General features: G+C 72.8%; 20 protein-coding genes and 2 pseudogenes. 13 read left to right on the forward strand and 9 right to left on the reverse strand.

Features of this window, described 5'->3' with window-relative positions:
• Nucleotides 1-28: 28 nt before the first annotated feature.
• Together AB0F04_RS24310 and AB0F04_RS24315 are read right to left on the reverse strand one after the other, a co-directional pair.
• A complete protein-coding gene (locus AB0F04_RS24310; RefSeq protein ID WP_362044457.1) occupies nt 29-2044 on the reverse strand; it encodes an NADPH-dependent 2,4-dienoyl-CoA reductase in 2016 nt (671 codons plus the stop codon).
• Nucleotides 2045-2233: 189 nt separating this feature from the next.
• The gene (locus tag AB0F04_RS24315) at nt 2234-2602 is read right to left on the reverse strand and encodes a hypothetical protein (RefSeq protein WP_362044908.1); all 369 of its coding nucleotides are present in this window, start codon (nt 2600-2602) and stop codon (nt 2234-2236) included.
• A gap of 248 nt (nt 2603-2850) precedes the next feature.
• On the opposite strand from AB0F04_RS24315, the gene AB0F04_RS24320 reads away from it, so the two are divergent.
• Entirely contained in the window at nt 2851-4929 is a 2079-nt protein-coding gene (locus AB0F04_RS24320) for a SpoIIE family protein phosphatase (RefSeq protein ID WP_362044458.1), read from the forward strand.
• A gap of 6 nt (nt 4930-4935) precedes the next feature.
• On the opposite strand, the gene AB0F04_RS24325 is transcribed toward AB0F04_RS24320, so the two are convergent.
• Nucleotides 4936-5739, reverse strand: coding sequence for a putative protein N(5)-glutamine methyltransferase (locus AB0F04_RS24325; RefSeq protein WP_362044460.1), 804 nt, complete (start codon nt 5737-5739; stop codon nt 4936-4938).
• Nucleotides 5740-6011: 272 nt separating this feature from the next.
• On the opposite strand from AB0F04_RS24325, the gene AB0F04_RS24330 reads away from it, so the two are divergent.
• The 7 genes and pseudogenes from AB0F04_RS24330 to AB0F04_RS24360 form a co-directional block, all read left to right on the forward strand.
• Entirely contained in the window at nt 6012-6449 is a 438-nt protein-coding gene (locus tag AB0F04_RS24330) for a MarR family transcriptional regulator (protein WP_362044462.1), read from the forward strand.
• 101 nt (nt 6450-6550) lie between these two features.
• Nucleotides 6551-7156 carry a sulfite oxidase-like oxidoreductase gene (locus AB0F04_RS24335; protein ID WP_362044464.1) on the forward strand — a complete coding sequence of 202 codons (606 nt, stop codon included), beginning with the start codon at nt 6551-6553 and terminating at the stop codon, nt 7154-7156.
• Nucleotides 7149-7904, forward strand: a complete 756-nt coding sequence (locus AB0F04_RS24340; protein ID WP_362044466.1) for a ferredoxin reductase — start codon at nt 7149-7151, stop codon at nt 7902-7904. Before AB0F04_RS24335 ends, AB0F04_RS24340 begins: the two co-directional genes overlap by 8 nt.
• A gap of 211 nt (nt 7905-8115) precedes the next feature.
• Complete coding sequence (locus AB0F04_RS24345; RefSeq protein WP_362044468.1) at nt 8116-8697, forward strand: hypothetical protein; 582 nt, start codon at nt 8116-8118, stop codon at nt 8695-8697.
• Nucleotides 8698-8809: 112 nt separating this feature from the next.
• Nucleotides 8810-9778 carry an acetylxylan esterase gene (locus AB0F04_RS24350; RefSeq protein WP_362044470.1) on the forward strand — a complete coding sequence of 323 codons (969 nt, stop codon included), beginning with the start codon at nt 8810-8812 and terminating at the stop codon, nt 9776-9778.
• 112 nt (nt 9779-9890) lie between these two features.
• Nucleotides 9891-11057: a serine hydrolase domain-containing protein gene (locus tag AB0F04_RS24355; RefSeq protein WP_362044472.1), complete on the forward strand. Its 1167-nt coding sequence runs from the start codon at nt 9891-9893 to the stop codon at nt 11055-11057.
• Between the two features lie 56 nt (nt 11058-11113).
• Nucleotides 11114-11404, forward strand: a pseudogene (locus AB0F04_RS24360) (winged helix-turn-helix domain-containing protein); the annotation flags it as partial.
• A 21-nt stretch (nt 11405-11425) separates the two neighbouring features.
• Here the strand turns inward: AB0F04_RS24360 and AB0F04_RS24365 are convergent.
• Complete coding sequence (locus AB0F04_RS24365; protein WP_362044474.1) at nt 11426-12151, reverse strand: class I SAM-dependent methyltransferase; 726 nt, start codon at nt 12149-12151, stop codon at nt 11426-11428.
• Between the two features lie 4 nt (nt 12152-12155).
• A complete protein-coding gene (locus AB0F04_RS24370) occupies nt 12156-12719 on the reverse strand; it encodes a PadR family transcriptional regulator (protein WP_362044476.1) in 564 nt (187 codons plus the stop codon).
• Between the two features lie 69 nt (nt 12720-12788).
• Here AB0F04_RS24370 and AB0F04_RS24375 point away from each other — a divergent pair, with 69 nt between their 5' ends.
• The 4 genes and pseudogenes from AB0F04_RS24375 to AB0F04_RS24390 form a co-directional block, all read left to right on the forward strand.
• Nucleotides 12789-13187 (forward strand): nuclear transport factor 2 family protein, encoded by a 399-nt coding sequence (locus AB0F04_RS24375; protein ID WP_362044478.1) that lies wholly within the window; start codon nt 12789-12791, stop codon nt 13185-13187.
• A 68-nt stretch (nt 13188-13255) separates the two neighbouring features.
• Nucleotides 13256-14083 (forward strand): class I SAM-dependent methyltransferase, encoded by an 828-nt coding sequence (locus AB0F04_RS24380; protein ID WP_362044480.1) that lies wholly within the window; start codon nt 13256-13258, stop codon nt 14081-14083.
• Between the two features lie 246 nt (nt 14084-14329).
• On the forward strand, nt 14330-15472 hold the full coding sequence (gene rho, locus AB0F04_RS24385) for a transcription termination factor Rho (protein ID WP_362044482.1): 1143 nt from the start codon (nt 14330-14332) through the stop codon (nt 15470-15472).
• Nucleotides 15473-15556: 84 nt separating this feature from the next.
• Nucleotides 15557-16441 (forward strand): annotated as a pseudogene (locus AB0F04_RS24390) (serine hydrolase); the annotation flags it as partial.
• Nucleotides 16442-16452: 11 nt separating this feature from the next.
• Here AB0F04_RS24390 and AB0F04_RS24395 read toward each other — a convergent pair.
• Together AB0F04_RS24395 and mptB are read right to left on the reverse strand one after the other, a co-directional pair.
• Nucleotides 16453-17835 (reverse strand): glycosyltransferase 87 family protein, encoded by a 1383-nt coding sequence (locus AB0F04_RS24395; protein ID WP_362044484.1) that lies wholly within the window; start codon nt 17833-17835, stop codon nt 16453-16455.
• Nucleotides 17832-19226, reverse strand: coding sequence for a polyprenol phosphomannose-dependent alpha 1,6 mannosyltransferase MptB (gene mptB / locus AB0F04_RS24400; RefSeq protein ID WP_362044486.1), 1395 nt, complete (start codon nt 19224-19226; stop codon nt 17832-17834). Before mptB ends, AB0F04_RS24395 begins: the two co-directional genes overlap by 4 nt.
• A gap of 163 nt (nt 19227-19389) precedes the next feature.
• On the opposite strand from mptB, the gene AB0F04_RS24405 reads away from it, so the two are divergent.
• The gene (locus AB0F04_RS24405; RefSeq protein ID WP_362044488.1) at nt 19390-20151 is read left to right on the forward strand and encodes an alpha/beta hydrolase; all 762 of its coding nucleotides are present in this window, start codon (nt 19390-19392) and stop codon (nt 20149-20151) included.
• 28 nt (nt 20152-20179) lie between these two features.
• Here AB0F04_RS24405 and AB0F04_RS24410 read toward each other — a convergent pair whose 3' ends face one another.
• Nucleotides 20180-21103, reverse strand: coding sequence for a glutaminase (locus tag AB0F04_RS24410; RefSeq protein ID WP_362044490.1), 924 nt, complete (start codon nt 21101-21103; stop codon nt 20180-20182).
• Nucleotides 21104-21146: 43 nt separating this feature from the next.
• Entirely contained in the window at nt 21147-22556 is a 1410-nt protein-coding gene (aspA, locus tag AB0F04_RS24415; RefSeq protein ID WP_362044492.1) for an aspartate ammonia-lyase, read from the reverse strand.
• Nucleotides 22557-22604: the final 48 nt, after the last annotated feature.

The following is a 22604-nucleotide window of genomic DNA, read 5'->3' on the forward strand; positions in this document are numbered from 1 at the left end:
GACCTCATCCTAGGGACGCGTATCCGCACTACAGGGCGGCTGCCAGCTCCGTGCCCTGCTTGATGGCGCGCTTTGCGTCCAGCTCGGCGGCGACGTCGGCACCGCCGATGAGGTGCGTGCTCCGCCCAGCGGCGAGCAGCTCCTCGTACAGGCCGCGGCGCGGCTCCTGGCCGGTGCACAGCACGATCGTGTCGACCTCCAGGACAGTGCTCTCCTCGCCGACGGTGATGTGCAGTCCGGCGTCGTCGATCCGGTCGTAGCGCACGCCCGGGACCATGGTGACGCCGCGGTGCTTGAGCTCGGTGCGGTGGATCCAGCCGGTGGTCTTGCCGAGGCCGGCGCCGACCTTGGAGGTCTTGCGCTGGAGCAGGTGGACGGTGCGCGACGGGGCGGGCCGCTCGGGCGCGGCGAGGCCTCCGGGGCCGCTGTAGTCCATGTCGACACCCCACTGCCGGAAGTACGTGGCCGGGTCCTCGTGGGCCTTGTCGCCGCCGTCGGTGAGGAACTCGGCGACGTCGAAGCCGATGCCGCCCGCGCCGAGGATCGCGACCCGGTCGCCGACCGGTGCGCCGTCGCGCAGGACGTCGAGGTAGCCGACCACGCTCGGGTGGTCGACGCCGGGGATCTGCGGGGTACGCGGAGTGACGCCGGTGGCGACGACGACCTCGTCGTAGCCGTCGACGTCCGCGACCGTGACGGGCGTGTTCAGCCGGATGTCGACGCCGTGCCAGTCGAGCTGGGTGCGGAAGTAGCGCAGCGTCTCGTCGAATTCCTGCTTGCCGGGCACCTTGCGGGCGACGTTGAGCTGACCGCCGATCTCGCTCGCCGCGTCGAACAGCGTCACGTCGTGCCCGCGCTCGGCGGCGGAGACCGCGCAGGCCAGACCCGCCGGTCCGGCGCCGACGACCGCGACGCGCTTGCGCAGCCGGGTCGGGGAGAGGACCAGCTCGGTCTCGTGGCAGGCACGCGGGTTGACCAGACACGACGTGATCAGGCCGCTGAAGGTGTGGTCGAGGCAGGCCTGGTTGCAGCCGATGCAGGTGTTGATCGCCTCGGGGCGGCCGGCGGCGGCCTTGGTGACGAAGTCGGGGTCGGCGAGCATCGGGCGGGCCATCGACACCATGTCGGCGGCGCCCTCGGCGAGCAGTTCCTCGGCGAGTTCGGGGGTGTTGATGCGGTTGGTGGTGACGAGCGGGACGGAGACCTCGCCCATGAGCCGCTTGGTCACCCACGTGTACGCGCCGCGCGGTACGGAGGTCGCGATGGTGGGGATGCGGGCCTCGTGCCAGCCGATGCCGGTGTTGATGATCGTCGCCCCGGCGGTCTCGACGGCCTTGGCGAGGGCGATGACCTCCTCCAGCGTCGAGCCGCCCGGGACGAGGTCCAGCATGGAGAGCCGGTAGATGACGATGAAGTCCTCGCCGACGGCTTCGCGCACCCGGCGCACGATCTCCAGCGGGAAGCGCGTGCGGTTCTCGTACGAGCCGCCCCAGCGGTCGGTGCGGTGGTTGGTCTGCTGCGCGATGAACTCGTTGATGAGGTAGCCCTCGGAGCCCATGATCTCGACGCCGTCGTAACCCGCCTCCCGGGCCAGGCGGGCGGTGCGGGCGTAGTCGTCGATGGTCCGCTCGATGTCGGCGTCGGTGAGCTCGCGGGGCGCGAAGGGGCTGATCGGTGCCTGGACCGGGCTCGGGGCGACGAGGTCCTTGTGGTAGGCGTACCGGCCGAAGTGCAGGATCTGCATCGCGATCCGCCCGCCCTCGCGGTGCACGGCGTCCGTGATGACCCGGTGCTGCCCGGCCTCCTCCTCGGTGGTGAGCTTGGCGCCGCCCTCGTAGGGCCGCCCCTCGTCGTTGGGGGCGATGCCGCCGGTGACGATCAGCCCCACTCCCCCGCGGGCGCGGGCGGCGTAGAAGGCGGCCATGCGGGCGAACCCGCCCTCGGCCTCCTCCAGGCCGACGTGCATGGAGCCCATGAGGACCCGGTTGGGCAGGGTCGTGAAGCCCAGGTCGAGGGGGGTCAGCAGGTGCGGGTAACGGCTCATCGGGCCCTCCGTGCGCGGTGTCGTGCCTCCTAGTTGTAGAGGACCACCGCCCGTTTATGCAACTAGTTGCATAAGGTGATGGAGGGCACAGCAGGGTCAGGACCAGGGGCCTTGATACGGGCGAACCGATCCGCCGCCCGGCTCGGGCGCCCGCGCGCCGAGGACCTGGCCGGGAGTCGGAGTGGGCGGTCAGCGGCTCTGCAGACGCACGTGCAGTTCCTTCTCCTGGTCGCCGGAGACCGTGCTGAGATCGTGCACGTCGAACAACGAGTCCAGGGTCGTGCGGAACCGTTCGATCGCCCAGTAACCGCCGTGCAGATCGGCTTCGACGGAGGACGACAGGTGAACCGGCCGCGTGCCCTCGTGCTCGTCGGCGACGTCGAACGTGCCGAGCCACACGGTCGGCCGGGTCTCGTGCAGTTCCTCGGGCACGTCGTCGGCACACCGGTCCGACTCGTAGCAGGAGCACAGTGCGTCGAACACGATCCGCGCGTCGTGCTTGCTGCACCCGGTGATCTCCACCGAGACGGAGTGCGGGTGCGGTCGCTCGTGGTCCATCGCCATCGTGATCGCTCCTCTCGCGGCACCGGCCGCCGTATCCGCCCCTACCCCAGCAAAGCACCACCTTCCGGCCGGCACTACTGGCGGTGCCGTTCTCCCGGGGACGGCTTTGCGGGGCGGTCCGCGCCGCGCTGGGAGATGGTGGAAGGTGACGGAAGGGGCCTTCGGGACACGGCTCCGCGCGGTAGAACTGGGGTGTCGGCACACGACGGCGTGCCGCGAGGACGGCGAAGGCGGGGCGTGGGATGAGTGCAGCCGGGTCTCCCGGATCCGCAGGCGCCGGTCCGGTGCGCGGGTCGGCGCGCCCGAGCGGGCTGCTGGACGTGCTGCGCGTGGCCTCGGTGGTCCTGGACGCCGAGGGCCGCATCGTGCTGTGGAGCCCGCAGGCCGAGGAGCTGTTCGGGTACGACGCCCAGGAGGCGCTCGGGCAGTACGCCGCCCGGATCATGGTCCACGAGGAGCACGTCGACCTCGTGGTCAAGTTGTTCGCCGACGTCATGGGCACCGGGCAGAGCTGGGCGGGAGCCTTCCCGATCCGCCGCAAGGACGGCGGCACCCGGCTCGTGGAGTTCCGCAACATGCGGCTGCTGGACGACCAGGGCGACGTCTATGCGCTGGGGCTGTGCGCCGACCAGAGGACCGTGCGCCGGCTGGAGCGCGAGGTGGCGCTGTCGACGCGGATGATCGCGCAGTCCCCGATCGGGCTGGCCGTGCTGGACACCGAGCTGCGGTACGTCTCGGTCAACAGGGCCCTGGAGGAGATCAACGGCGTACCGGCCGCGGAGCACCTGGGCCGCACCCCTCGCGAGGTGGTGCCCGGGATGGACGTGGACGCCCTGGAGTCCGCGACGCGCCGCGTGCTGGAGACGGGCACGCCCGTCGTCGACCAGTCCACGATCGGCCGCACCCCGGCCGATCCGCACCAGGACCACGCCTGGTCGGTCTCGCTGTACCGGCTGGAGAACGCCTTCGGGACCGTGCTGGGCGTGGCCGTCTCGATCGTCGACGTCACCGAGCAGTACCGGGCGGGCATCGAGGCCGAGGCGGCGCGCCGGCGCCTGGCCCTGATCGCCGATGCCTCGGGGCGCATCGGGACCACGCTGGACCTGGACCGCACGGCCCGCGAGCTGGCCGACGTGGCCGTGCCGGAACTCGCCGACGTCGCGGCCGTCGACCTGCTGGACGCGGTGGTGCAGGGGCGGCGCACCAGCCTGGGCCCCGCCGAGTCGGCCGTGATCCGCGCGCTGGCGGTCCAGGGGTACGACTCCGCCGAGGCCCTGGCGGCGGCCGACACTCCCGGGCAGGTCGCGCGGTACGCGCCCGACCGGCTCGTCACCCGGTGCGTGCGCACGGCGAGCCCGGTGATGCTGCCGGAGGTCAAGGACGAGGACCTGGTGCGCATCGCCCGTTCCCCGGAGGCGGCGGAGCTGCTCGGCCGGGCCGGGGTGCACTCGTATCTGGCGGTTCCGCTGATCGCGCGCGGCGAGGTGCTGGGGGCCCTGGACCTCAAGCGCACCCGCAATCCGCTGCCGTTCAGCGAGGACGACCTGCTGCTGGCGCGCGAGCTGGCCGCCCGGGCCGCCGTGCAGATCGACAACGCCCGCTGGTACCAGGGGGCCCGCGAGACGGCGCTCACCCTGCAGCGCAGCCTGCTGCCCAGCCATCCGCCGGTGACGGGCGGGCTGGAGGTCGCCTCCCGCTACCAGCCGGCCGGGACCACCAGCGAGGTCGGCGGCGACTGGTTCGACGTGATCCCCCTGGACGGCGAGCGGACCGCGCTCGTCGTGGGCGACGTGATGGGCAGCGGCATCCCCGCGGCGGCGGCGATGGGGCGGCTGCGCACGGCGACCCACACCCTGGCCTCCCTCGGCCTCGATCCGAACGTGCTCCTGGAGCACCTCGACAAGATCACCGCGGGTCTCGAACAGGCCATCGCCACCTGTGTCTACGCCGTCCACGACCCGCATCTGCGGCAGTGCCGGATCGCCAACGCCGGGCATCTGCCGCCGGTACGGGTCCGGGCCGGGCGGCCGCCGGAGCTGCTCGGTCTGCCGACCGGGGTGCCGCTCGGGGTGGGCGGTGTCGCCTTCTCCACGACCACCGTCGAACTCGAGCCCGGTGACCGGCTGGTGTTCTACACCGACGGTCTGGTCGAGACCCGGCGCGACCCGATCGACGAACGGCTCGAGACACTGCTGTCCCTGCTCGACGGACCCGACCTGCCGCTGGAGGACGTCTGCGACCTGCTGCTGCGCACGTTGCACGAGCCGGACAACTTCGACGACGTGGCCCTGCTCATCGCCCGGGCGACCGCACCGGAGTGAGGCGCCCTACGGTGCGACGCCGATCACGACGTGGGCGTACAGCTCGTCGGACACGGCCAGGTGGGTCGTGAGGCCGTTGCGCTCGAAGGCCCTGACGGCGGCCGGTGCCTGGTGCCGGCTCGTCTCCACCAGGACACAGCCGCCGGGGGCGAGCCAACGGGGCGCCTCCGCGGCGACCCGGCGCAGGACGTCGAGGCCGTCCGTGCCGCCGTCGAGGGCGACCAGCGGCTCGTGGTCCCTGGCCTCCTGCGGCAGCAGCCCGATCTCGTCGCTCGGCACGTACGGCACGTTGGCCGCGAGGATGCCGACGCGGCCCCGCAGCGAGCGGGGCAGCGCCTCGAACAGATCGCCCTGGTGGACCTGGCCGCCGACGGCGGCGATGTTGCCGCGGGCGCATCGCACGGCGGCCGGGTCGATGTCGGCGGCGTGCAGTTCGACGCGGCCGAGCCCGGCGGCCAGCGCCGCCCCCACGGCGCCCGAGCCGCAGCACAGATCCACCACGACGGCGGCACCGGACGCCCGCTCCAAGGCCTGCTCCACCAGGAACTCGGTGCGCCGGCGCGGCACGAAGACGCCCGGGGCGACGGCGATGCGCAGGCCCCGGAACTCGGCCCAGCCGACGACGAGTTCGAGCGGCAGGCCCGCGACGCGGCGCTCGACCATGGCGGCGGCCTCGGCCGGGGTGCGCGCGGCGGAGAGGATCAACTCGGCCTCGGCCTCGGCGAAGACGCAGCCCGCGGCACGCAGGGCGCGGACGACGCCGTCACGGGAGGACGGGGCGGAAGGGGGAACGGCGGAGACGGACGGCATGGAAGCCCAGAGCCTTTCGGGAGCCGAAGGGCGCTCCGGGGATCGCCTACGACCGGCGATCCGCGCGACGTCGAGAGGAGAGCACCCGAGCTGACACAGCGGTAATGGGTCTCACCTCCTCGGCTTCCGACGGCCGGTTCCTGACCGGCCGGACGGCAACCCTACCCGACGGGCGCGCCCGTCGACACGGCGATCAGGACGGCTTCCGGTCGGGTGGTTGGGTTGTGCAACCATGGAGGGAGCCGAGCAGCACCGTGGTGAGGGAGGGCCCCGTGCACACCGCAGACGCCGTGGAGACCATCCAGCGGGAGATGACGGTCTTCGCCCGCAGGGCCAGGGCCGCGGCGGGCCGGATGCACCCCGAACTGTCGCTGGTGTCGTACACGCTGCTCGGGCACCTGGAGGAGAGCGGCGGATGCCGGGCCACCGATCTCGCCGTGCACTACGCCCTGGACAAGTCCACCGTCAGCCGCCAGGTGACGGCGCTGGAGCGCGCCGGACTCATCGAGCGCCGCCCCGACCCCACGGACCAGCGCGTCCAGGTGCTGCACCTGACCGGGGCCGGACGGCACATCCTGGCGCAGGTCACCGAGAGCCGCCGCGCGGCCTTCCGTGAGCGCCTGGCCGGCTGGCCGGCGGAGGACCTGAGCCGGTTCGCGGACTACCTCGTGCGGTACAACGCCTCACCCGGTCCCGGCCGGCAGGACTAGGGCGGCGGGCGCCAGGACGCCCTGCACGTACGGTTGAATACGGAAACACTGAGCACACCGGTCCGGCGGGCGCCGCCGGACCGGCCCGGAGGCACCACCGCATGCACATCACCCGAGGCTTCACCGGGCGCCCACGCGTCGCCGACCCCGGCCTGCCGCCCGGCCAGTACGACGCGGGCGACGACTGGCCCGTCCTGTCCGCCGAGGTCACCCCCGAGCTGGCGGCCGCCGACTGGACCTTCCGTGTCGACGGCCTGGTGGCGGAGCCCCGCACGTGGGACTGGGAGGCGGCGCACCGGCTGCCGCCGTCGGCGTACGAGGGCGCCATCCACTGCGTGACGAGCTGGTCGAAGTTCGGGGTGCGCTTCGGGGGCGTGTCCCTGGACGCGTTCCTGGACGTGGTCCGGCCTCACGAGTCGGCCACCCATGCCGTCGCCTACTCTCACACCGGCTACACAGCGAACCTCCCGCTCGCGGACCTGACCGGCGGGCGCGCCTGGATCGCCTGGGAGTACGACGGCCGGCCGCTCGCCCCCGAGCACGGCGGCCCGGCGCGGCTGCTGGTGCCGCACCTGTACTTCTGGAAGAGCGCCAAGTGGATCGCGGGCCTGCGGATCCTCGACCATGACGAGCCGGGATTCTGGGAGCGCAACGGCTATCACGAGCGGGGCAACCCCTGGGAGGAGCAGAGGTACTCCGGTGACTGAGACCTTCGTGCCGCCCACGCGCTTCGCCGTGCCCGGACGCATCGCCGTCAGTGAGCAGGCCGCGTCCGAGTGGCAGACCGCCACGCTCACCGGGATCCGCCGCGAGACCCCGCGCGTGTCCACCTTCCGGCTCGCCGTGCCCGGCTGGCCGGGGCACCTGCCCGGCCAGCACCTGATGGTGCGGCTGACCGCCGAGGACGGCTACGCCGCCCAGCGGCACTACTCGATCGCGTCCGCGCCGGACGACTCGGGGCAGGTGGAGCTGACCCTGGACCACGTCGAGGGCGGCGAGGTCTCGGGCTGGTTCCACACCGTCGCCCGGCCCGGCGACCGGGTCGAGGTGCGGGGCCCGGTGAGCGGCTTCTTCGCCTGGCCCGGCGACCGGCCCGCGCTGCTGGTCGGCGCAGGCTCCGGCATCGTGCCGCTGATGTCGATGATCCGGCACCACCGGGCACGGAACCTCACCGTGCCGCTGCGGCTGGTGGTGTCCGCGCGCAGTCCCGAGGACCTGGTCTACGCCCGCGAGTTGGGTGCGGAGACCACCACCGTCTTCACCCGGAGCGCGCCGGACGGTGTGGCGGTGGGACGTATGGCGGCCGCACATGTGGCGCCGCTCCTGGCCGAGCAGCCTTCCGGCGGGTGGGAGGCCTATGTGTGCGGCTCCAACTCCTTCGCCGAGCACGCCTCGCGCCTGCTGGTGACGGCAGGTCAGCCGGTGGACCGGATCCGCATCGAGCGCTTCGGCTGACCCGGCGGTTTCGCCCCGCTCGCGCCGGGCACCCAGCCGGAAGGTCGCGGCAGGCCGCTCCTGTGCTGCGCAGCGCCGTCGGGCGATCGACGGACGTCGGAGGGGGTACCCCTCCGGGAGGCCACGCGTACGCGCGACGTGAGGGGCAGGGAGCGGCAGCGCACCGCACGGCCGGTCCGGCCCTCTCTGCGGTGACGGCGAGGAGGTGGGCATGCGCTCCCCGATGCACGGTTGGCGCCGGCGGCGCAGTCCGCTGCGGCGCCGGTCGGATGTCGTCGAGGCGTGGACGGTGCTGGTGGTCGCCGTCCTCGTCCTGGTGGGCGCGCCCCTGGCCGGGGCGGCCGCCGCCTGGTGGGCCCATGGTGAGGCGCGGTCGCTGTCGGTGGAGCAGCGGGCCGAGCGGCACCGGGTTCGGGCCGAGGTGATCGGCGGGAACGACTCGCTGCCGTCGGTGCGGGCCGGCGGGCAGCACGCGTACCGGGCCACCGTGCGCTGGTCGGAGCCGGACGGAGCGACGCGCACCGCGTCGGCCCGGGTGCCTGCGGACAGCCGACGCGGCGAGCAGGTGGATGTCTGGTTCGACCGCCAGGGGCGCAGTGTGCTGCCGCCGGTGGACGAGACGGGGGTATGGCAGCACACCCTGACCATCGGCGCCTGCGCCACGGGCGGCGCGGTGGCCGTGGTGCTCTTCGGCCACCTCCTGGTGCGCCGGGTGGCGCTGCGCCGCCGGATGGCCGAGTGGGACCGGGCGTGGGCCCGTATCGAACCGGAGTGGACGCGCCGCAACGCGTGACGGGGCGGGCCCCGGAACATCCGGACGAACACCTGGCCAGTCCGTGCGCCACGCACGTAGTGTGATCATCCGCACTGCCCCTGTAGCTGCTTCTCACTCAAGGCGGTCCCGCATGGCCCTGTTCGACCTTCCGATCGACGAGCTCCGCGAATACCGCAGCGCGGCCACCGAGCCCGAGGACTTCGACGCCTTCTGGTCCAAGACCCTGGGGGAGGCTCGACTGCACGACCTGGACGCACGCTTCGAACCGGTCGACACGGGTCTGTCCACCATCGAGGTCCTCGATGTGACCTTCGCAGGCTTCGGCGGTCATCCGGTCAAGGGCTGGCTGACGCTCCCGGCCGGCGCGGAGGGCCCGCTGCCGCTGGTCGTGGAGTTCATAGGCTACGGCGGCGGACGCGGACTCCCGCACGAACACCTGCTGTGGGCGTCCTCGGGCCGGGCGCACTTCGTGATGGACACCCGCGGGCAGGGGAGCGCCTGGGGCGGGGGCGGCGGCACGGCGGATCCGGTGGGCGGCGCGCCCGCGTACCCCGGCTTCATGACGCGCGGCATAGACGCCCCGGAGAACTACTACTACCGCCGGGTCTACACGGACGCGGTGCGTGCCGTGGAGGCGGCGCGCTCCCACCCCCTCACCGACCCGGCGCGCACGGTGGCAGTCGGGTCCAGCCAGGGCGGCGGCATCACGATCGCGGTCGGCGGGCTGGTGCCGGACCTTGCGGGCATCGCGCCGGACGTGCCGTTCCTGTGCGACTTCCCGCGGGCGGCGACGATCACGGACCGGCACCCGTACCGGGAGATCGGTCTCTACCTCAAGACCCACCGTGGCCGCACGGAGGACGCGCTGCGCACGGTGTCCTACTTCGACGGCGTCCACTTCGCCGCCCGCGGCCGGGCTCCGGCACTCTTCTCGGCCGCCCTGGAGGACCAGACCTGCCCGCCCTCGACCGTCTTCGCGGCCTTCAACGCCTGGAGCCACGAGGACAAGACGATCGAGGTCTACGACTTCAACGACCACGAGGGCGGCGGCCCCTTCCAGCAGGCGGTCAAGCTGCGCTGGATGCGGTCGTACATCTGATCCGGCCGTTTCCCTCCGCCGGGCTTCCGCTCGGTCCGACCAGTCGGTACGTTCATCGCGCCCGGGCCGCCTCGCGGCTGTCCGGGCCCGGGACGGCAGGCGGAGGGGACTCATGTCCGAGTGGAGGACACCCGTGCGCGGTCACTGCGACGCGGCGTTCACGGCGGTACGCGAGGCGTTCGAGGAGAACTTCGCGGAGCGCGGCGAACTGGGCGCCGCGGTGGCCGTCACCGTCGGCGGCCGGACGGTGGTGGACCTGTGGGGCGGCTGGGCGGACGCCGCGCGCTCCCGGCCGTGGGAGCGGGACACCCTGGTCAACGTGTGGTCCACCTCCAAGGGGCCGGTAGCGCTGTGCGCGCACATCCTCGCCGACCGGGGCCTGCTGGACCTGGACGCGCCGGTGGCCCGGTACTGGCCCGAGTTCGCGGCGGCCGGCAAGGAGAAGGTCCTCGTCCGGCATCTGCTGTCCCACCGCGCCGGCCTGGCCGGCCTGCGGGAGCCGCACTCGCTGGAGCAGCTCTGCGACTGGGAGCTCACCACGCTGCGGCTCGCGGCGACCGAGCCCTGGTGGGAACCGGGCACCCGGTCCGGCTATCACGCGCTGACGTACGGCCATCTCGTCGGCGAGGTCGTACGCCGCGTGTCGGGGCTGCGGCCGGGGGCCTTCCTGGCGCGGGAGGTGACCGGCCCACTCGGCATCGACTTCCGTATCGGCCTGCCGGAGAGGGACTTCGGCCGGGCGGCCGAACTGGTTCATGCGCCGCCCACGGCGGACAGCGAACAGGCGGCGGTCTTCGCCCAGTTGGCGCCGGCGGCCATCGCCGCGCTGACCAACCCGGCGGTGTCCGCCGCCGCGGCGAACAGCCCGCAGTGGAGGGCCGCCGAGATTCCGGCGGCGAACGGCCACGGCACCGCGCGTGCCGTCGCCGGACTGTACGGCGTCTTCGCGGGCCGCGGCTCCCTCGGGGGCCACCGCATGCTGTCCCCCGAGGCGGCCGAGCGGGTGCGCGAGGGGCAGGGCAGCTGCCGGGACCTGGTGCTCGGCGCCGGATTCGAGCACGAGACGGAGGTCGGCCTCGGGCTCTGGCTCAGCGGCCCCGACGGCTCGTACGGGCCCAACCCGCGCGCTTTCGGACACGACGGCTTCGGCGGTTCCTGCGGGCTCGCCGACCCGGAGGCACGAGTGTCCCTGGGCTATGCGATGAACCGGATGGGACCCCGCATCGCCAACGACCCGCGGAAGACGGCGTTGGTCGACGCCTTGTACGGCGCGCTGTGAGGAGCGGGCGCGGGCGGGGCCGGTTTCGGCCGAACCGCCCGGCCGCCCAGCGGGCCATGCCGCCGCGCACGATCCCCCCGTCGGCCGAGGGAGAGCTTCTGTACCGCCGGATCGCGACGGAGTTGCTCGGCGACCTGCGCGACGGCACCGTCCCGCCCGGTGATCGACTGCCCGGGGAAAGGCGGCTGGCCGGTCGCTTCGGGGTCAGCCGGGACACCGTACGGCAGGCGCTGGAGCTACTGCGCCGCGACGGCCCCGGCGCCACCGGCCGGCGCGGCAGTCACGCCACCCTGCCCGGCCTGCCGATGGAGACCCCTGCGTCGCTCACCTTCCCGCTCGGAGCCCGGCCGGGGCCGGACGGTCGGTGCCTAGGCCGGCAGCCGGGCCAGGACGAGCCGTACCCGGGCGCTGCGGTCCGGTCGCCGCCCGAACTCGGGCAGCGCGTGGAGCTCCACCCGGAAGCCGGCCCTGGTGAGTTCGCGTCGCACGTCCGCCAGACGGAACGCGCGGTAGTACATGACGAACGGAGGCCGCCAGAGCGCGTTGCGCACCCGCATCACGGTGTCGAAGCCGAGCAGCGCCCAGTAGCCGGGCGAGCCCGGGCGGGGCGGGGCGACCAGCGGGAAGGCGAAACAGCCACCCGGCCGCAGCACGGAGCGGACCTGCGCGAACAGCCCCGGCAGTTCGCGGGGCAGGAAGTGCCCGAAGGCCCCGAAGCTCACCACCAGGTCGAAGGCCGACGCGAAGGGCAGCGCTCGGGCGTCGGCCCGGACCCAGGAGACCGGCGGGCCCGGCGGCGTGACCTGCTGCCGTGCGACGTCGAGCATGCCCGCGCTGAAGTCGACGCCGGTGACCCGCTCCCGGCACACCCGCGTCAGCACACCGACGCCCGCCCCGGTGCCGCAGCACAGATCGAGGCCGGCGTCGAAGGGCCCGGTCCGCCGCAGCGCCGAGCCGACGGCGTCGAGGACCGCGTCGGGTGTCCGGAACGGCGTGTGGTCGAACTTCGGCGCGAGGAGGTCGTAGCCACGCTCGACGGACGACAGCGCCTGGACGGCGAGCTCGCGCAGACTGGGGCCTTCGGGGCTGAACATCGGCTCAGCCTAGGGGAGCCCGCTGCTTGAGAACGGCCAGTACGCGTTCGCACCAGCGGAGGTTCTCCTCCTCGAAGCCGATGCCTCCCATCAGGGTGAGGTACGGTCCGACGCGGTCGGCCTCCCTGAGGTACTCCTCCTCGCTGCGGCCGGCCAGGAGGCGCTCGCGTACACGCCGGTAGCGGGCGAGCTTGCCGCGGGACCACGCCTCGCGCTCCTCGACCAGCGCACGCGTCGCATCCGGGTTCACGCCGTCCATGGCCTGGATCTTGATGAGGAGTTCGTCGCGGATGGCGGTGGGCCGCCGGGGCGGCGTGGCGGCGAACGCGCGCAGGTCCTGCCGGCCGGTGTCGGTCAGCGTGAACATGCGCTTGTCGGGCCGCCGTTCCTGGCGCACCACCCTGGCCTCGATCAGTCCGTCCTGCGCGAGGCGCTCCAGTTCCCGGTAGAGCTGCTGGGGGGTCGAGGCCCAGAAGTTGGCCAGCGACACGTCGAACACCTTGGACAGCTCGTACCCCGAGGCCTCGCCCTCCAGGAGGGCCGCCAGAACGGCGTACTTGAGAGACATGTGGACACCGTATCAACGGGTGATTATTCTACTCCGCACCTACTCAATAAATTGACCAAGGCGGGTTCGATGCGTGCATTCCGTGAGGCGATCGAGAAGCCGGACCTCGACGCCGCCGAGGCGCTGCTGGCGCCCGACGTCGTCTTCACCAGCCCCGTCGTGTTCAAGCCGTACGCCGGCAAGGCGATCACGGCGGCGATCCTGCGTGCCGTCTCCGGGGTCTTCCAGGACTTCCGCTACGTGCGCGAGATCAACGACGCGGACGGGCGCGACTCCGCCCTGGTCTTCACCGCACGTGTGGGCGACCGGGAGATCAACGGCTGCGACTTCATCCACGTCGACGAAGACGGCCTCATCGACGAATTCACGGTGATGGTCCGCCCGTTGTCGGCGGCCCAGGCTCTCGCGGCGGCCATGGGCGAGCAGTTCGAGCGGATCGCCGAGGAGGCGCGCTCCCGCTCGGTCTGAGCTCCACGTCCCGGGCCTGTTCCCGCGTTCTGCGGGCAGCGGCGGCCGGTTCGCGGTTGGATGTCCCCATGACGTCCGTCGAGCACGACCGGCTGATGCGGGCCAACCAGGCGAACTGGGACGCCCGCACGCCCGTCCATCTCGCCAGCCGTTTCTACGGTCTGGACCAGGACCTCGAACCCGACCGCTGGTTCGCCCCGTTCGAGTGGGAGGACCTCGGCGAGCTCGCCGGGCGTGACGTGCTGCATCTCCAATGCCACCTCGGCACGGAGACGATCGCCTTCGCGCGGCGCGGCGCCCGGGCCGTCGGCCTCGACTTCTCCGAGGCGTCCGTGGCGGCCGCCCGGGACGTCGCGGCCAAGGCCGGAGCGGACGTGACGTACGTCCGGGCGAACGTGTACGACGCGGTCGAGGCGCTGGACGGACGGCGGTTCGACATCGTCTACACCGGCAAGGGTGCCCTGTGCTACCTCCCCGACCTGGGCCGGTGGGCGGAGATCATCTCGCGGCTCCTACGTCCCGGCGGTCTGCTGTACGTCGTCGAATTCCACCCCCTGCTCAACGCGCTCGGACCCAAGCCCGCCCCCGGCGAGGGGCCCGAGCTGTTGTTGCGCCACGACTACCTGGGCGGCGCCGGCCCGGTGCACCGCGACGGGACCCACACCTACACGGACGGCCCGGCCATCGAGGGCGCGACGGACAGTTACGAGTGGCCGCACGGAATGGGCGAGGTCGTGAACGCGTTGACGGGTGCGGGACTCGCCGTGCGGCGGCTCCGGGAGGGCGACGAGCTTCCCTGGCCGCGCTGGCCGCAGATGGTGCGCACCGAGTCCGGCTGGTGGCGGCTGCCCGAGCCGCGCGTTCCGTTGCTGTACGGGCTGCTGGCCACGCGTTGACGTAACGGCTTGCCCCCACCGTTGTCGGTGGTACAGTGCGAACAGCACTCGTGCACGCCCCCGTCGAGGGGCGCCGGTGCTGTCTCTTCACTCTCTCCTTCTTTCTTTCCGGCACCACGACGTGTTCGTCGTATCCGAGGTGCTGTTCCCCGCCGCCCGGAGGCGTGCCACAGGCCCTCCCCTCGCGGCCCTCCCCCCTTCCTCGCATGTCCCATGCCTGCCGTCCGTGAAAGGACACACACCCACATGACCACCACACTCGACAACCCACCCGTCCGGCAGCAGTCCCCGGACCGGACCGTGTCCGGTGTCCTCGACGTCGACACGAACGGGAAGGGGCACCTGCGCGCCGGGCACTGCCTGCCCTCGCCCGCCGACGCCGCGGTCTCCCCCGCGCTCATCCGCCGGTACGGCCTGCGCAAGGGCGACCTCGTCGAGGGCGTGACGGGAGACCGGCGCGCCCTCACCGACGTCGCACGCGTCGCCGGCCGTGCGCCCGGGGACCTGCGTGGCCGGCGCGACTTCCGGGATCTGACGCCACTGCACCCGCACGAGCGGCTGCGGTTCGAACACCCGGCCGCCGGCCTCGCCGGCCGTGTCGTCGATCTGATCGCGCCCGTCGGCAAGGGTCAGCGCGGGCTCATCGTGGCCCCGCCCAAGAGCGGCAAGACCGTCCTCCTCCAGCAGCTCGCCGCCGCCGTCAGCGGCAACCATCCCGAATGCCGGCTGATGATGCTGCTGCTCGACGAGCGGCCCGAGGAGGTCACCGACATGCGGCGCTGCGTACGGGGCGAGGTGTACGCCTCGACCTTCGACCGCAGCGCCCGGCAGCACATCGCGCTCGCCGACCTGGTGATCGAGCGCGCCAAGCGGCTCGTCGAGGCCGGCGAGGACGTCGTCCTCCTCCTCGACTCGCTGACCCGGCTGTGCCGGGCGCACAACAACGCGGCCGCCTCCGGTGGCCGCATCCTCACCGGGGGCGTCGACGCCTCCGCGCTGACCGGGCCCAAGCGGTTCTTCGGCGCCGCCCGGTCGGCCGAGGAGGGCGGGTCCCTCACGATCCTCGCGACCGCCCTGGTGGAGACCGGCTCCCGGGCCGACGCCTTCTACTTCGAGGAGTTGAAGAGCACCGGCAACATGGAGCTCCGCCTAAGCGGGGATCCGGCCTCCCGCCGGGTGTTCCCGGCCGTCGACATCACGTCCTCGGGCACGCGCCGCGAAGAACTCCTGCTCCGGCGTCCGGAGTTGACGGCAGTCCACGGCCTGCGGCGCGTCCTGCGGGACCGGGACGGTCAGGGCGGCCTGGAGACTCTCCTGGAGCGCATGCGCGAGACACCGGACAACGCGGCGTTCCTGCGGCGCATCCAGCCGACCCTGCCCGCGGGCTGACCGGATCATCCATCCGGGTGCCAGCGCGCGGACATGCGGCCCCGTCGTCGCCGTGCGGAACAGGACCGTTCCTACGTTGATCATATGATCATTGGACTCTCTTCCCGGGTGGCCGCGTCGGCCGGTGCGCTCTGCGTGGCGGGGCTCCTGGCTCTGACACCCGCGGCGGCGGCCGACCCCGGTGGCACGGAGCCCCCGCCACCGGGCGGGCCGAGGGCCGCGGCCCCGCACCCGTCGCTGCTGTACCGTCCCGGCACCCAGGTCCGGTTGCGCGCCGGGGCCCCTCGGGTCCCGGCGGTCTCCGCGCTGTCCTGGCTGGTGGCCGACGCCCGTACCGGGGAGGTGCTCGCCGCCCACAACGCCCACCGCAGGCTGCCCCCGGCCAGCACCCTGAAGATGCTGTTCGCCCTCACCTTGCTGCCGGGGCTGCCGGCGGGCGTCCGGCACACGGTCAGCGAGCGGGAACTGCGGGGCATCGGTGCCGGCAGCAGCCTGGTCGGGGTCACCGAAGGCCGCTCGTACCGGGTCGCCGACCTGTGGCGCGGGGTCTTCCTCAACTCGGGCAACGACGCCGTGCACGTCCTGGCCGAGCTCAACGGCGGCTGGCGGCTCACGGCCGAGCGGATGCAGGCCAAGGCCCGCTCCCTCGGCGCCCTCGACACCCGCGTGGTGTCGCCCGACGGCTACGACGCGCCCGGCCAGGTGTCGTCGGCGTACGACCTGGCCCTGTTCGGCCGGGTGGGGCTGCGCAACCCCGACTTCGCCCGCTACTGCGCCACCGTCGAGGCCACCTTCCCCGCCGGCGGCACCGCGTCGTACCCGATCCTCAACACCAACCGGTTGCTGAGCGGTGCCAAGGGGGTGAAGCCGTACCGCGGGCTGATCGGCATCAAGAACGGCTACACCAGCAAGGCCGGCAGCACCCTCGTCGCGGCGGCACGCCGGGACGGCCGCACCCTGGTCGTGACGGTGATGAACCCTCAGGAGGGCGGTGGGTCCGCCGTGTACGAGGAGGCCCGCTCGCTCCTCGACTGGGGCTTCAGGTCGGCCGGGAAGGTCGAGGCGGTGGGCTCGCTCGGCGCGCCGCCCACGTCCACGCGGCCGGCGCCCACGGCGCCCGCGGTCGCGGCGGCCGTACCGGAGGAGCACGACTCCGCCTGGACGGAGGCGGGGCTGATCGCGGGTGCCGCCGGTACAGGTGCGGCGGTCGTGGTGCTGGTGCTGCGACTCCCGGTGCGCGGACCGGGCCGGGACTGACCGACCGGAAGCCACAGCAGCAGCCCCAAGGCGATCCAGGCGTAGGTGTTGCTGCCCAGGAACCCGTCGACGCCGGAAGCGTCGTCGAACCACAGCCACACCACGCTGGTGCACAGCACCGCGTACAGGGCGCCCGCGATCCGGGGGCGCCCCGCCCGGACCAGCACGGCGAAGGACGGGAGCAGCCACACCAGATGGTGCACCCACGTGATCGGACTGACGAGACAGGCGGCGAGGCCGGTCAGGGCGAATGCCGCCGTCCACTCCCCCGCGGCGGCCGCCCGGCGCGTCCGCACCACCCACACGACGAGGACCGGCAGGACCGCCACCGCCCACACGGTGCGGTCCGTTTCACCGAGCCGGGCGAGGATGCCCTGCACCGACTGGTTCGAGACGTAGTCGAGGCGCCCCACGCGGCCGGTGTCCCACAGCGCCTCAGTCCAGTAGAAACGCGAGGCGTCCGGGTCCACCAGAGCCGCGAGGGCCGTGGCCCCGAGGGCGGTGGCCGTCGCGACCGCCGCCGCGTGCCACCGTCTGGCCACCAGCAGCAGACCGATGAACAGCGCCGGCGTGAGCTTCACCGCCGCAGCGAGCCCGATGCCGACACCCGTGAGGCGTCCGCGTCCGGTGCCGAGCAGCGTCGCGTCGGCGAGGACGAGTGCCAGCAGCAACAGGTTGACCTGACCGAAGCTGACGGTGTCGCGCAGGGGCTCGAAGAGGGCGAGCAGGCAGGCGATCAGGGCCCAGCCGAACCAGCCGGGGCGCCCCCGGTCCGGCCCCGCGAGCAGGCGCAGCACCACGGCGAGGGCGGCCAGGTTGAGCAGCAGGGCGACGACGATGGTGGTACGCAGTCCCAGCAGGGCCATCGGCAGCATGGCGACCGCGGCGAACGGCGGGTAGGTGAAGCCGTACGTCGTCCCCGGCACTCGGTAGTCGTACACCCGGCCGTAGTGGTGCACCCAGCTGTCGATGCTGCCGTGGTAGACGCGCAGGTCGAACCAGTCGCGCAGCAGCGGCACGGTGGCGGTGAAGACGGTCACCAGTGCGGCGAGGACCAGTACCAGCAGCAGCCGGCCCCGGTCGGTGGGCGGCAGGGCCGGGGTCATGCCGCGCGTCCCGGGGCCGGGGCGAGTTCGGCCTGGTGGGCCTGCCACAGCACGACGAGGGCGAGTGCCCCGCCGCAGACGGCCAGCACGAGTTGGCTCGAGTCCGCCGGACCGCCGCTGGGCAGGACGGACAGCGCGAGCACGGCGGTCACCACCGCCGTGCGGTGGCGGACGGAGGTGCTGGGCGCGGCGGCGGCGATGAGGAACAGGCCCCACAGGGCGTACCAGGGGCGGATGGCTGGGCCGAGCGCGGCCACCGTCGCCAGGGACAGGCCGAGCGCGTACACCGGCCGCGGGCGCAGCCGCCACCAGACCAGCACGATCGCGACCACGGCGGTCACGACGCCCAGCGCGTGCCAGGCGGGGACGGCGAACGGCGCGAGATCACTGCCGGCGTGCGTGAGCAGGGCCCGGGTGGCGCGGCCGAGCAGGCTCGTCAAGGCCCAGTTCTGGGGTGAGACGGGGGTGTTCAGGGCGCCGACCCAGCCGTATCCGGTGCCGGCCGCGGCCGTCGCGGCGACGGTGGTCCCCGCCGCCGCGACGGCGGTCGTCACCGCGGCTCTCGCCGGACCGCGTCCCGCGCGGACCTGGAGGAGGACGACGGCGGCGAGACCGAGCACGGCGGGCGCCTTGACCAGGGCGGCGAGGGTGACAAGGACGGCGCCTAGGACCGGCCGGCGGCCGAGCGCGGCCACCAGGCCGACGCCGAGCAGGCCGAGCATGACGGCGTCGTTGTGGGCGCCCGCGACGAGGTGCAGCAGGACGAGCGGATTGAGGGCTCCCAGCCACAGCGCGGCGGACGGGTCGGCGCCGTTGTGGCGGGCGAGGCGGGGCAGCGCGGCCGCCATCAGGGCCACGCCGGCGAGCGCGACGAGCCGCATCCCGAGAAGTCCGGCGGGCAGTTCGCCGCGGGTCATGCCCGACAGGGCCGCCGCCACGGCCAGGAACACCGGCCCGTACGGGGCGCCGGTGTGCCGCCAGAGCGGTGCGACCTCGTCGGCGAGCGGACCGCCGAGCAGGGACGGCCCGTGCGCGTAGACGTCCAGGTGTGCCTCGACCATCGCCCCCTGCGCGAGATAGCTGTAGACGTCCCGGCTGAACAGCGGCGGGGCGAGCAGCAGTGGGGCCGCCCAGGTCGCGAGCACGAGCAGCAGGGCGCGCGGCGCGGGGGGTCTCGGCCCGCGGACCACCCGGCCCAGCAGCGCCCAGGCCGCGATCAGCAGGACGACGCCGAAGTACGCGCCGACCAGGCCGAGAGCGGCGCGTGCGGAGTCCGGGTGAAGGAGGTCCTCCACGGGCAGGGCACCGGCTGTCTCACCGCCCAGGGCGAGGCAGGCGCTACCGGCCAGACCGAGCATCTGGCAGCGGCGGAGATCGACGGGGAAAGCCATGGCCAACACTCGGGCAGCGTGTCAACGGCGGATGGCCGGAAGGGGACGCACCGCTCTCCGGAGGGCGGCCCGGTGATGACCGGCCGGTGATCGCCGGCCGATGAGTTCCCGCCGGGACGGGAGTCCTACCGGCATCGGCACACCGACGAACGGACGTGATCCCATGACCGGCACCTCGGGCTACGCGAAGGTCAACGGCCTGGAGATGTACTACGAGCTGCACGGCACCGACGACGCGGAGCGGCCCCTGGTGCTGCTGCACGGCGGGGTGCTCACGATCGGTCTGTCCTTCGGGGCCGTCCTGCCGCACCTCGCGGCCACGCGCCGGATCGTGGCTCCCGAGTTGCAGGGCCACGGGCACACCGCCGACATCGAGCGGGAGATGAGCGTGCCGGTCCTTGCCTCGGACGTGGTCGCCCTGCTGGACGGGCTGGGCATCGAGCGGGCGGACTTCCTGGGGTTCAGCCTCGGCGGCCTGACGGCACTCGAAGTGGGCGTGCGCCACCCCGAGCGCGTGGGACGGCTGGTACTCGCCGCCACCCACTACCGGCAGGACGGCTACTACGAGGAGGTCCGGGACCCGGAATACGCCTCGCCACGACTGCCGAGCCAGGCCGACTTCCAGGAGATGGCGGACGCCTACGCGGCCGTGGCGCCGGACCCCGGGCACTTCGCGGACTTCATGGCCAAGTGCGGCACGGCGGCACACGCCCCGCTGCCCTGGACCGAGGACGACCTGCGCGCTCTGGCCGCGCCCACGCTCCTGGTGCTCGGGGACACGGACTTCCTGCGCGTCGAGCACGCCGCCGAGATGCGCGACCTGATCCCCGACGCCCGGCTGGCGGTGCTCCCGGACACCACCCACATGGCGCTCATGCGGCGTACGGAGCTGCTGCTGCCGATGCTGGAGGAGTTCCTCGGGTGAGGGAGCAGTGGCGGGACGGCACCGGCGGTCAGAACACCGACAGACCGGTCAGGGTGGTGAAGCGGTCGAGCGCGGCCACGCCCGCCACCGAATTGCCCCGCTCGTCCAGGCCCGGGCTCCACACGCACAGGGTGCAGCGGCCGGGCACGACCGCGATGATGCCGCCGCCCACTCCGCTCTTGCCGGGCAGGCCCACGCGGTAGGCGAAGTCGCCGGCCGCGTCGTACGTGCCGCACGTCAGCATGATCGCGTTGATCTGCTTGGCCTGGCTGCGGGTGAGCAGCCGGGTGCCGTCCGCGCGGATGCCGTGCCGGGCGAGGAAGCCCGTGGCGAGGGCCAGATCGGCGCAGGACGCGGCGATCGAGCACTGCCGGAAGTACTGCTCCAGGAGCGTCGGCACGGGGTTGTCGATGTTGCCGTAGGACGCCATGAAGTGGCCGAGCGCGGCGTTGCGGTCGCCGTGGGCGGTCTCGGACGCGGCGACCTCCTGGTCGAAGGTCAGGTCGGGGTTGCCGCTCTCGGCCCGCAGGAACGCCAGCAGTTCTCCTGAGGCGTCCCCGGTACGCGTGTGCAGCCGGTCGGTGACGACGAGGGCGCCCGCGTTGATGAACGGATTGCGCGGGATGCCGTTCTCGTACTCCAGCTGGACGAGGGAGTTGAAGGGATTGCCGGAGGGCTCGCGGCCCACGTGCTCCCACAGGACGTCGCCCTCGCGGGCCAGGTCGAGGGCGAGGGTGAAGACCTTGGTGAGGGACTGGGCGGAGAAGGGCTCCCGCCAGTCCCCCACCCCGTACACCGTGCCGTCCGGCTCGGCGACGGCCATGCCGAAGCTGCGCGCATCGCGGGCGGCGAGCGCCGGGATGTAGTCGGCGGGCCGGCCGCGGCCGGGGGTCCGCTCGACCTCCTCGGCGATGCGCTCCAGGACCGGCTGGAAGGTCGTCGACGACGTCATGATCGCTATTGTCCCTCCGCCGGTCCCGGTGCGCTCCGGCAGGTCAGGCCGGTGCCTGGCCGCTGCCGGCGAGGATCTCGGGGCGCAGCAGGCCGGCGAGGGTTTCGGCGGGCAGCAGGCCCTTCTCCAGGACGAGTTCGGCCACGCCCCGGCCGGTGGCGAGGGCTTCCTTGGCGATGTCGGTGGCGGCCGTGTAGCCGATGTGCGGGTTGAGGGCGGTGACCAGGCCGATGGAGTTCTCCACACTGGCGCGCAGCGCCTCGGTGTTGGCGGTGATGCCGGACACGCACCGCTCCGCCAGGGTCACGCACGCGCTCTGCAGGTGCGTGATGGACTCCGACAGGGAGTGCAGGATGATCGGCTCGAAGGCGTTGAGCTGGAGCTGCCCGGCCTCGGCGGCCATCGTGATCGTGACGTCGTTACCGATCACCTCGAACGCGACCTGGTTGACGACCTCGGGGATGACCGGGTTGACCTTGCCGGGCATGATCGACGAACCCGCCTGCACCGGAGGCAGGTTGATCTCACCCAGACCCGCACGCGGCCCCGAGGACAGCAGCCGCAGGTCGTTGCAGCTCTTGGACAGCTTGACCGCGATCCGCTTGAGCACCCCGGACATCTGCACGAACGCCCCGCAGTCCTGAGTCGCCTCGACCAGGTTGGCCGCCGTCACCAGCGGCAGTCCGGTGATGGCCGCGAGGTGGCGGCGGGCAGACTCGGCGTATCCGGCGGGAGCGTTGAGGCCGGTGCCGATCGCGGTCGCGCCGAGGTTGATCTCGTGGATCAGATGGACAGCCTCGGCGAGCCGGGCCCGGTCCTCGTCCAGCATGACGGCATAGGCGGAGAACTCCTGGCCCAGGGTCATGGGCACCGCGTCCTGCAACTGCGTGCGGCCCATCTTGAGGACCTCGCGGAACTCGACGGCCTTGCGGGCGAACGTGTCCTGAAGGACGGACATGGCGTCGAGCAGACCGCGCACCGCGAACACCGTCGCGATCTTGACGGCGGTCGGGTAGACGTCATTGGTCGACTGACCGAGGTTGACGTCCTCGTTGGGGTGCAGGAACCCGTACTCGCCCTTGGCGTGGCCCAGCAGCTCCAACGCCCGGTTCGCCACGACCTCGTTGGCGTTCATGTTGGTCGAGGTTCCGGCGCCGCCCTGCACGACGTCCACCACGAACTGGTCGTGCAGCTTGCCGTCGTGGATCTCCCGGCAGGCCTCGACGATGGCAGCGGCCTTCTTCGGGTCCAGCAGCCCGAGTTCCTCGTTGGCGAGGGCGGCGGCCTCCTTGACCGCGGCAAGGGCATCGATCAGATGCGGATAGGCGGAGATCGGCATGCCGGTGATCGGGAAGTTCTCCGTGGCCCGCAGGGTGTGCACACCCCAGTAGGCATCGGCAGGGACGTCACGGTCACCGAGCAGGTCGTGTTCGATGCGGGTGGCGGCGGTCATGAGGGTGAGGATCCTCTTTCTGAGGGAAGTGAGAGTGGGTGTGCGCCC

This window comes from Streptomyces sp. NPDC029041, assembly GCF_040637515.1.
Lineage (GTDB): Bacteria > Actinomycetota > Actinomycetes > Streptomycetales > Streptomycetaceae > Streptomyces.

Coding starts and splice junctions, on each gene's coding strand:
- AB0F04_RS24310 (WP_362044457.1), bottom strand. CDS start 2,044: ATGAGCCGTTACCCGCACCTGCTGACCCCCCTCGACCTGGGCTTCACG.
- AB0F04_RS24315 (WP_362044908.1), bottom strand. CDS start 2,602: ATGGACCACGAGCGACCGCACCCGCACTCCGTCTCGGTGGAGATCACC.
- AB0F04_RS24320 (WP_362044458.1), top strand. CDS start 2,851: ATGAGTGCAGCCGGGTCTCCCGGATCCGCAGGCGCCGGTCCGGTGCGC.
- AB0F04_RS24325 (WP_362044460.1), bottom strand. CDS start 5,739: ATGCCGTCCGTCTCCGCCGTTCCCCCTTCCGCCCCGTCCTCCCGTGAC.
- AB0F04_RS24335 (WP_362044464.1), top strand. CDS start 6,551: ATGCACATCACCCGAGGCTTCACCGGGCGCCCACGCGTCGCCGACCCC.
- AB0F04_RS24345 (WP_362044468.1), top strand. CDS start 8,116: ATGCGCTCCCCGATGCACGGTTGGCGCCGGCGGCGCAGTCCGCTGCGG.
- AB0F04_RS24350 (WP_362044470.1), top strand. CDS start 8,810: ATGGCCCTGTTCGACCTTCCGATCGACGAGCTCCGCGAATACCGCAGC.
- AB0F04_RS24355 (WP_362044472.1), top strand. CDS start 9,891: ATGTCCGAGTGGAGGACACCCGTGCGCGGTCACTGCGACGCGGCGTTC.
- AB0F04_RS24365 (WP_362044474.1), bottom strand. CDS start 12,151: ATGTTCAGCCCCGAAGGCCCCAGTCTGCGCGAGCTCGCCGTCCAGGCG.
- AB0F04_RS24370 (WP_362044476.1), bottom strand. CDS start 12,719: ATGTCTCTCAAGTACGCCGTTCTGGCGGCCCTCCTGGAGGGCGAGGCC.
- AB0F04_RS24375 (WP_362044478.1), top strand. CDS start 12,789: ATGCGTGCATTCCGTGAGGCGATCGAGAAGCCGGACCTCGACGCCGCC.
- AB0F04_RS24380 (WP_362044480.1), top strand. CDS start 13,256: ATGACGTCCGTCGAGCACGACCGGCTGATGCGGGCCAACCAGGCGAAC.
- rho (WP_362044482.1), top strand. CDS start 14,330: ATGACCACCACACTCGACAACCCACCCGTCCGGCAGCAGTCCCCGGAC.
- AB0F04_RS24395 (WP_362044484.1), bottom strand. CDS start 17,835: ATGACCCCGGCCCTGCCGCCCACCGACCGGGGCCGGCTGCTGCTGGTA.
- mptB (WP_362044486.1), bottom strand. CDS start 19,226: ATGGCTTTCCCCGTCGATCTCCGCCGCTGCCAGATGCTCGGTCTGGCC.
- AB0F04_RS24405 (WP_362044488.1), top strand. CDS start 19,390: ATGACCGGCACCTCGGGCTACGCGAAGGTCAACGGCCTGGAGATGTAC.
- AB0F04_RS24410 (WP_362044490.1), bottom strand. CDS start 21,103: ATGACGTCGTCGACGACCTTCCAGCCGGTCCTGGAGCGCATCGCCGAG.
- aspA (WP_362044492.1), bottom strand. CDS start 22,556: ATGACCGCCGCCACCCGCATCGAACACGACCTGCTCGGTGACCGTGAC.